At 58.5% G+C, this 6,129-nt stretch carries 10 protein-coding genes; 3 read left to right on the forward strand and 7 right to left on the reverse strand.

Annotation, left to right across the window (positions count from 1 at the left end):
- The coding region (locus tag VN887_00005; GenBank protein ID HXT38380.1) for a 2-oxoacid:acceptor oxidoreductase family protein at positions 1 to 1,472 on the reverse strand (1,472 nt) is incomplete at its 3' end.
- A 218-nt stretch (positions 1,473 to 1,690) separates the two neighbouring features.
- Entirely contained in the window at positions 1,691 to 2,500 is an 810-nt protein-coding gene (locus VN887_00010; protein ID HXT38381.1) for an HAD hydrolase family protein, read from the reverse strand.
- A 71-nt stretch (positions 2,501 to 2,571) separates the two neighbouring features.
- On the opposite strand from VN887_00010, the gene VN887_00015 reads away from it, so the two are divergent.
- Genes VN887_00015 through VN887_00025 form a run of 3 tightly spaced genes read left to right on the forward strand, consistent with a single transcriptional unit; the run spans position 2,572 to position 3,679 of the window.
- Positions 2,572 to 3,042, forward strand: a complete 471-nt coding sequence (locus tag VN887_00015; protein HXT38382.1) for a tetratricopeptide repeat protein — start codon at positions 2,572 to 2,574, stop codon at positions 3,040 to 3,042.
- A 28-nt stretch (positions 3,043 to 3,070) separates the two neighbouring features.
- Complete coding sequence (locus VN887_00020) at positions 3,071 to 3,379, forward strand: Rieske 2Fe-2S domain-containing protein (protein ID HXT38383.1); 309 nt, start codon at positions 3,071 to 3,073, stop codon at positions 3,377 to 3,379.
- A gap of 12 nt (positions 3,380 to 3,391) precedes the next feature.
- A complete protein-coding gene (locus tag VN887_00025) occupies positions 3,392 to 3,679 on the forward strand; it encodes a hypothetical protein (GenBank protein ID HXT38384.1) in 288 nt (95 codons plus the stop codon).
- A gap of 208 nt (positions 3,680 to 3,887) precedes the next feature.
- Here the strand turns inward: VN887_00025 and VN887_00030 are convergent, their stop codons facing one another.
- The 5 genes from VN887_00030 to VN887_00050 all read right to left on the reverse strand — a co-directional run.
- Complete coding sequence (locus VN887_00030; protein HXT38385.1) at positions 3,888 to 4,439, reverse strand: NUDIX hydrolase; 552 nt, start codon at positions 4,437 to 4,439, stop codon at positions 3,888 to 3,890.
- An 87-nt stretch (positions 4,440 to 4,526) separates the two neighbouring features.
- Positions 4,527 to 4,772, reverse strand: coding sequence for a hypothetical protein (locus VN887_00035; protein HXT38386.1), 246 nt, complete (start codon positions 4,770 to 4,772; stop codon positions 4,527 to 4,529).
- On the reverse strand, positions 4,769 to 5,269 hold the full coding sequence (locus VN887_00040; protein ID HXT38387.1) for a peptidylprolyl isomerase: 501 nt from the start codon (positions 5,267 to 5,269) through the stop codon (positions 4,769 to 4,771). Before VN887_00040 ends, VN887_00035 begins: the two co-directional genes overlap by 4 nt.
- Before the next feature lie 24 nt (positions 5,270 to 5,293).
- Positions 5,294 to 5,890 (reverse strand): peptidylprolyl isomerase, encoded by a 597-nt coding sequence (locus VN887_00045; GenBank protein HXT38388.1) that lies wholly within the window; start codon positions 5,888 to 5,890, stop codon positions 5,294 to 5,296.
- Positions 5,891 to 5,969: 79 nt separating this feature from the next.
- Positions 5,970 to 6,129, reverse strand: a 160-nt coding sequence (locus tag VN887_00050; protein ID HXT38389.1) for a phosphopantetheine adenylyltransferase, incomplete at its 5' end; no start/stop codon positions are given.

The raw sequence follows: 6,129 nt of genomic DNA on the forward strand, positions 1-6,129 counted from the left end.
GGGCCGTAAACCTTCGGCACCGGCAATTCAGCCCCCAGCTTGCGGAGTTTGTTGCGCCGTTTTGCGGACATCGCCATGTGCAGTTTCGGCGAGCCGGTCGGATGGCCCATTTCATCGTGTTCAAGGCCCGTTACAACCGGATAGCGGCCGCTGGCGATGCGTGTGCCAGGTGGCCGGTGGTGTGTCACGCCGTCCGCCGCGGACAAATCGTACGGTTTGTGGTCGGCCACCGGCGTAAGGTCCGGCGAAATGTCCTGGCAGACCTTTTCGAGATTGGGTTCTTCGAACGCCTCGATGCGCGTGCCGATGGCTTGGTCTGTAAGAATAATCACCGGCACGCTGTATTTGCGGGCGATGTTGACCGCTTCGACGGCGATGTAAAAACAATCCTCAACATTGGCTGGAGCCAGGACAACGCGCGGAGAATCGCCGTGGCCGCCGAAACAGGCGAGGTTGAGATCGGATTGCTCGACGCTGGTCGGCATCCCAGTCGAGGGTCCGCCCCGTTGCACGTCAATCACCACCAGCGGCAGCTCTGCCATGACCGCGTAGCCGATGGCCTCGGTTTTGAGAGAAATGCCAGGGCCGCTCGAGCCGGTCACTGCCACGCGTCCCGCGTAACTCGCGCCCACTGCCATGGACACGGAAGCGATTTCGTCTTCGCACTGGACAAACGTGCCGCCGTACTTGGGAAGTTCGCGTCGCAGCAATTCCATGATGTCCGACCACGGTGTGATGGGATAGCCGGCGCCGAACCGAACGCCCGCGGCGATGAGCCCGTAACCGAGCGCTTCGTTGCCGTTCATCACCACCTGCTGGCCGGCCCGTTTCTGAGCCTCCACGAATTGAAACGTCTCAATGACGTTGTCGAGCGAGTAGCTGTAACCGGCGTGAAAAGCGGTGAGAGCGTTGTTCAGAATGCTTTCATCCTTGCCGCCAAATCGTTCGCGAACGAGCTTCTCAAGCTTCGGGACGTTCAGATCGAACATTTTCGCGACGAGGCCGAGCACGAATACATTTTTGCCCTTGTCCTTGCCCGTGCCGCCGATGGCTTCGACGGTGAGCGACGAAATCGCGACACCGAGGTGGCGATAGTCCCGCTGCCATTCCGGATTGGGCTGCACGTGGTCGCTGTCGTACAAAACAATGCCACCTTTGCGCAGCGAGTTGATGTGCCCTTCATACGAATGCTGATAAAACGCAATGAGCAGATCCGCTTCGTCGCCGGCGCTCAACACCTCCCCGGAACCGACGCGGACCTGGAAAATGGAAGGTCCGCCGGAGATGGTGGATGGAATCGTCATGAACGTCATGACCTCCTGCTCGCTCCGTCCGGCGAGCCGTGCCAGGAAGCCGCCTATTGCCTGGATGCCGTCCTGGGAATTGCCGGCAATCCGGACAACGGCCTCGGATATTTTGGAAACTTTTGGTGTGCCACCCGACGTGAGTGGAGTCATGGTCGCTTCGCTCATGAAAAATCCTGATTAACGTTTCGATAATCGCCGACAACTTTATACCCGCGCGTGATCTCCGGAGGGTGCAAAGTCAATTGCAGGGTCACACTAACATTGCGCGTCCCTCTGTCAAACGTTTATCTGACACTGCATCTCTTTGCAGAAGAAATCATTGCAACGTGTTCTGGTTTCATCGGAGAAGTCGCGCCTTTGAGCGAATTAGGGTGGTTAATCCGTCAGGTTTTTGAGTTAAGCCCTCTTTCAACGGCGCTGGCGGATTGAAGAAAGTATTGCATGCCACGCGTCACGCCGTGGCCATGCGGCTCGTCGCTCACGAAGCCGTCTTGCTTTCGAACGGCGTCCTTCACCAGCCCGATAGCGTTGGATGGCGCCACCAGCCAACGCGCGTGCTCCCGCGAAAGCATCGGCAGATCGTTCAGGTGATCGCCAGCGGCGAGAATCAGGTCGGGGCCGACGCCGAGCCGGCGCGCGATTTCTGACAAGGCGGTGCCTTTGCTGTAGGCCTTGTGACTGAAACGTGCATAAACATCATTGCGCACAACCATCAAATCCGGCACGTGGGCGCAGTAGTCGTTCAGATAATGGTGAATCGTGTCGGCGTCACTGTTGTTCTCCGCAATGAGACAAAACGGAGAATACGAATCTTCATAGACCGCTGCGTCAAACCGCTCGTTCACCCAGGCCATCAGCCGAGGCAGATCGGCGCGGACACGGGCAAACAATTTCTCATGGGCTCGAGCGCAGGCGCGGTTCCAGTCCTCCAGCCCCACGTAACGGTTCTTTTCATGCACGTAAATCTCGCGCTCGACAACGACGAGATAGTCGGGGCGCACGGAAAGATGCGCGCGCGCCAGCGTCTCCAGCAGACTCGAAAGATCGCGGCCGGTATTGATTACCCACCTGGTCCCGGACATCTGCAAATGCTGGATGAGACGCTGTAATTCGTCGGGCACGGGCGGATCCGCAAATTCCGCAAAAAACGTCCCATCGAAGTCGGTGGAAATGATTTTGAGAGGCAGGTTCATCTTGGACGTCAGGCGTCTGCGCTTGCGCGGCCACTACAATCATGCGATACGGTTGGTTGTCAAAAAGATTTATGCCGACGCTCGAGGAACAATACGACGACGCGATGTTTGATTTCAGTACCGGGGACTACGATTCCGCCATCGCGAAATTCAAAGCAATCCTCGCCGAGGATCCGGCGCACTTTGACGCACAATTGTCCCTGGGCATGGCCTTCTATCGAAAGGGTGACTATGCCACAGCCATCGTCGAAGGACACAAGGCGGAAAAGCTTCGTCCGGGCGAGCAACTCGTCCATACGAATCTCTCGCTGTTTTACATGAAAGCCGGCGACAAAAAGACTGCCGAACATCACGGTCTCCAGGCACGCATCGCCTCATGGAAAGGTAACATGGCCCCGCCGGACCAATCCCCGGCTGACAAGCCGGAATTGCAAATGGCCCAGCCCGTCGGGCAAAACGTCAGGTTGCCAACCAAATTTCCCGACATGCCGTGGAAAAAGAAGCCTCCCCCGGGTGGCGGAACCGCGCCCGCACAGCAGTGATTCTCAAGGCTCGACGCCGGGACACAAGATGCCGGAATTCATCACGATCGCCGAAGTAAACCAGGTTCCAATCGACCGTGGATTGAGCGTGCGTGTGGGCGACCGCGAATTCGCCTTGTTCAAACTCGATGGACAATGCTATGCGCTTGACGGACGATGTCCGCACCGCGGTGGTCCGCTGGGAGAAGGGCTGGTTGAGAATGGGCGCGTCTCTTGTCCGTTGCATGGCTGGGAGTTTGACGTGAAGACGGGCGCGCCCGTCGGCGGGAACTCCAAAAAAACGGTCGCCTGCTTTCCAATCAACGTGGTTAATGGCAAAATCCAGATACAAATCTAACCTTTTGAAATCATGAAAAGTTCCTATGAACTCGCGATGGAGCGGCTGAACAAAACCGCGCCGGTCGTGAAATTGACCGACCGGCAAAAAGCCGAAATCGCCGAACTCGAATCAAATTACAAAGCGAAGGTTGCCGATCGCGAAATCTTCCTGAAAGGGGAAATCGCCAGGGCCGTGGACAAAGGCGATTTTGAAACCGTCGAACAATTGGAAAAACAGCTCATCAGCGACCGTAAAACATTCCGGACCGACTTGGACGAAAAAAAGGAGAAAGTCCGCCAGCGTAAAAACGGGAAATGACGAAACACTTCAGAGATTGTTTTCCGCGCTTGTCGAAGTTTGTCGGTGGCTTGTGATGGAGTGAGCGCGAGGGGCCCTGCCAGTTGACATTCTCTTAACAGCCCGCGTCAATCATTGCCGCGTTGGGAAGGAACCGGTCGAACCGTGAAAAGCAAGGGAGGGAATTTCCAGTGCCGCAAACCAATTGGTGCCGGATCGCATTGAATCCCTACTTCCGTCCGCGTCGCCACAATTCGTAGTGGTACAACGCCACGACAACGATCGCGTGCCGAATTCTGCCGTCCGCAATAAGACGCGGAATGTCTGCCACCGGCACCAGCCTTGTCGCCAGATCCTCGCCGTGATCGAACTCGACGGCGTGCTTCAGGCGGCAATTCTCCACCAGCACGGTGTAGCAGGAGTTGCTCATGATGGCGGGATTCGGAAAAATCCTCCCGATGATCCGTTCGTTTTCGCCAGAGCAGCCGGTTTCTTCGCGCAATTCCCGGACGCCCGCAACCGCCGGTGACGCGTCGTTTCCATCGATCATTCCGCCGGGGATTTCCAACTCCACCGTGTTGGTGCCGTGCCGGTATTGTTCAACCATCACCAGATGATCGTCCGGAGTGACGGCAATCACATTCACCCAGTCAACACAGTCGATGACGAAGAATTCGCTCTCCTGGCCGGTCCTCGGCGAAACCGCCCGATCGGCACGCACCGAAAAAATGCGGAAGTCGCCAAGGGGTCTGGAGCCCGTCTTTTCCCAGGGCTTGATCATGAACTCAGAAAACAGGAGCTCACAGCCGGAAGCCAGCAGAATGTGGCACGACCAACCTCGTTTCCGATTGTGACCGGGCGCTGCCCTCTACCGGGGGCTCTTTTGCTTCGCGGCCCAGCCTTGCTTCATCAGTTCGAGCAGGTGCGCCAGGGCTTCCTCGTAGCTGCGGCCTCTCCGTCCGGCAAGTTGCCGCGCCCGTTTGTCCAGTTGCGCGGCCATTGCGGTGGATTTTTCCAGTGGACAACCCAGTGTCACCAGCAAGGCGGCAAGTTGATCGAGGTCCTTCAAAATGCGAGCCAATGAACCCGCCTCCTCGCGCGGGACTAAATTCACTTCACGGACTCGGCGGGAACGATTTTGACGCTCATGACGTTCATGCGTTTAACTGGTCTGTCACCGGGCTGGGTGGGGGTTGTCGCGATTTTTTCCAGCACCTCGTCCCCTTGGATCAACTTCCCGAACGCCGTGTATTGCCGGTCCAGGAATCGCGGGTCGCCGTGACAAATGAAGAATTGCGAGCCGGCGGAGTTCGGATCGTCCGAGCGCGCCATGGAGAGCACGCCCCGGACATGCGGCTTGTCATTGAACTCGGCCTTGACGGTGTGGCCGGGGCCACCCGTGCCCCAGCGGCTCTTGTTCGCTTCGTCCTTCGTAAGCGGATCGCCGCCCTGAATCATGAAGCCTTTGATGACACGGTGAAAGCAGGTACCGTCATAGAATCCCTGCTGCGCCAGTTTTTTGAAATTCTCGACATGGCGCGGCGCGACCTCGGGCCAGAATTCGAGCACGATTTCGCCTTCGGACGTGGTGATGAGGGCAACTTCGCTCATGGGATAACAGGAATGTTCAAGGATTCAGGGAAGAACGGAGGCCGACTTGATATAGTCGAGGTTGGGAAAGTCCTTTTTCAGGTAGGCGTTTCCCTCCTTTTGAACCCGGCCCTGATCGGGGCCGCGACCGCGGGGAGCGCCTTCGCCGTACTCGCTGTTGATCTTGTCCACAACATCCATTCCCTCGATCACCTTGCCAAAGGGCGAGAAGCCCATCCCATCAAGGCGGTTGTTGTCGCCGTAATTGATGAACAACTGCGTGGTCCGCGTGTCGGGCCCGGCGGTCGCAAACGTGATCGCCCCGCGCGTGTTGCTGGACTTGACCGGGTCGTCGGTAATCCGAGCCTCGCGCCAGGCGGCGGCGATCTTCGGATCGCCGTGGATGCCAAACTGGACCATGAACCCGGAGATCACGCGGAAAAACCGGACATTGTCGTAGAAGCCGTTCTTGACCAGGTTGTAGAAGCGGTCGGCGCCGCCGGGCGCCCAGGCGCGCGTCACTTGAATGACGAAGGCGCCTTTGCTGGTCTCGAACTTCGCCTTGTAGGTCGCCGGCGCCTGCTCGGTGAGCGCCGCCGGATTGGCGAGTTTGGCGGGCTGCGCGAGCGCCGGCGCCGCCAAAGCCGCGGCAACGAGGCCGGAGGCGAGCGACAGGAACAGGCGGCGAGAGGTCATGGCAGCTCTCCGGAATGTGTCGTGATCAGGCGCCGGGCTTGCCGGCAGACGTGCCGGCGAATTTGCGCGCCAGCCGCGCCGCGACCGGCGCCGGCACGAAGGCGGAGATGTCGCCGCCCATGCCGGCGATCTGGCGGACCAATGTGGCGGTAATCGGGCGCACCATCGGCGAGGCCGGCAGGAAC

This window comes from Candidatus Angelobacter sp. (genome assembly GCA_035607015.1).
Classification (GTDB): domain Bacteria; phylum Verrucomicrobiota; class Verrucomicrobiia; order Limisphaerales; family AV2; genus AV2.

Coding starts and splice junctions, on each gene's coding strand:
- VN887_00010 (HXT38381.1), bottom strand. CDS start 2,500: ATGAACCTGCCTCTCAAAATCATTTCCACCGACTTCGATGGGACGTTT.
- VN887_00030 (HXT38385.1), bottom strand. CDS start 4,439: ATGATCAAGCCCTGGGAAAAGACGGGCTCCAGACCCCTTGGCGACTTC.
- VN887_00015 (HXT38382.1), top strand. CDS start 2,572: ATGCCGACGCTCGAGGAACAATACGACGACGCGATGTTTGATTTCAGT.
- VN887_00020 (HXT38383.1), top strand. CDS start 3,071: ATGCCGGAATTCATCACGATCGCCGAAGTAAACCAGGTTCCAATCGAC.
- VN887_00040 (HXT38387.1), bottom strand. CDS start 5,269: ATGAGCGAAGTTGCCCTCATCACCACGTCCGAAGGCGAAATCGTGCTC.
- VN887_00025 (HXT38384.1), top strand. CDS start 3,392: ATGAAAAGTTCCTATGAACTCGCGATGGAGCGGCTGAACAAAACCGCG.